A 1,613-nucleotide genomic window follows, 5' to 3' on the forward strand; every position below is an offset into this window, starting at 1 on the left:
GCTTGAGGTCCTCGACCAGCCTCGAGCAGTCGGCGAAGTACACCTGCTTGCGGGCCATCACCGCCTCGTGGCCTATGGCTATCGACAGGTGGGTCTTGCCGACGCCCGGGCTGCCGACGAGCACGACGTTGTCGCCGCGGTCGATGAACTCGAGCGTGGCCAGCTGCTCGACCAGCCCGCGCGGCACGCTCGGCTGGAAGCCCCAGTCGAAGTCGGCCAGCGTCTTTATGTAGGGGAAGTTGGCCATCCTCGTGCGGCGCTCGTCGTCGGCGCGCCGCTTGAGGGCTATCTGGGCGTCGGTGAGCTCGAGCATGGCGTCGACCAGGCCCTTCCTCCCGTCGGCGACGAGCCTGACGTACTCGGGCACCGACGACGCCATGCCCTCGAGCCCCAGCTCCTCGAGGTTGGCCGCCAGGCGGTTGAGGGGGCTGGCCTGCACGGCGGCGCTCACAGCGAGCCCCCTATCGAGTCGAGCAGGCCGAGGTTGGCCGCGGCGGCCGCCTCGATGTCGCCGGCGGCGTCGCCGAACCACCGCTTGCCGGCCATGGCCTCGGCGTAGTGCGCCGGGTCGTAGGCCGGCCCGCCCGCCACGTGCGTGGCCACCAGCTCGCCGCCGACGTAGCAGTCCATCGCGCCGCCGGGCATGCAGACGATGCGGGCGGGCCTGCCGATGCAGCGCCTGGGCACCGACATGGGCTCGCCGTGCGCGCTCACCAGCATCGTGGCCGGCACCCTGGCCACGCGCACCACGTCGCCCATCGCCTCCTCGAGGGCGCGCAGGTTGCCGACGGGCAGCAGCGCGTCCTTCTCCTCCATGAACAGCGCGGAGGGAGGCAGCCCCGTGGTCTCGTTGGGCTCGGAGTTGCTGGCGTCCTCGATCCGCGCGACGATCTCGTCGATGTCGTCCCAGCCGTCGAAGTCGCCCTGGTAGGCCATGAGCCGCGACAGGAAGCGGTTCGACGACTCGACCTTGCCCTTCGTCTGGGGGCTGCGCGGGCGGCACAGCTTCAGCTCGAAGCCGGCGGCCTTGGCGAACTCGTACGCGCGCTGGACCTTGAGGCGCCGGCCGCCCTTGACCGTCACCAGGGCGGACATGTTGTCCGTGACCCACTCGCGCGGCACGCCGCCGAGCCTCGCGATCGTGGCGTACATGCACCTGACCAGGTCGTCGGTCGTCCTGGTCCTCGACCGGATGAATATGTGCCTGCGGGAATGGCCCAGCGTCGCCGCGAACACGTTGAACTCGAACAGCTCGCCGTCGCGGTTCGCCATCTTGACGGACTCCTTCCAGTCGAACTGCAGCTGCAGTCCGGGCGGCGTCTCGAAGCGCGGGTGCGGCTCCGGGCCGCCGGAGGCCCCGACGGCGATGCCGTTCTTGCGCATGAACTGGGTGAAGGCGTTGTAGCCGGCCAGGTCCTCGCCGGGATACCTGTGCAGCAGCCACTCGTGGATGCCCTTCTTGGTGACTCCCGGCAGCTGCGCCTTGGCGGCCACCTCCTCGATGTGCGCGTCGAACGAGCCCGCCCTGTCGCCGCGCCCGTCGTGGGGCCGCCCGCCCTCGGCCCTCCAGTACGACGCCACGGTGTGCCTGTCCTTGCCGTAGCGCTTCGCTA

At 70.5% G+C, this 1,613-nt stretch carries 2 protein-coding genes; both read right to left on the minus strand.

The window, feature by feature from the left end; translation table 11 throughout:
* Positions 1–451, minus strand: a 451-nt coding sequence (locus tag AAAT03_RS09825; RefSeq protein WP_349103226.1) for an ATP-binding protein, incomplete at its 3' end; no start/stop codon positions are given.
* A partial coding sequence (gene istA, locus AAAT03_RS09830) for an IS21 family transposase (protein ID WP_349103228.1) occupies positions 448–1,613 on the minus strand: 1,166 nt, incomplete at its 5' end. The genes istA and AAAT03_RS09825, both read right to left, overlap by 4 nt.

The sequence above is a fragment of the Collinsella sp. CLA-AA-H167 genome, assembly GCF_040095305.1.
Lineage (GTDB): Bacteria > Actinomycetota > Coriobacteriia > Coriobacteriales > Coriobacteriaceae > Collinsella.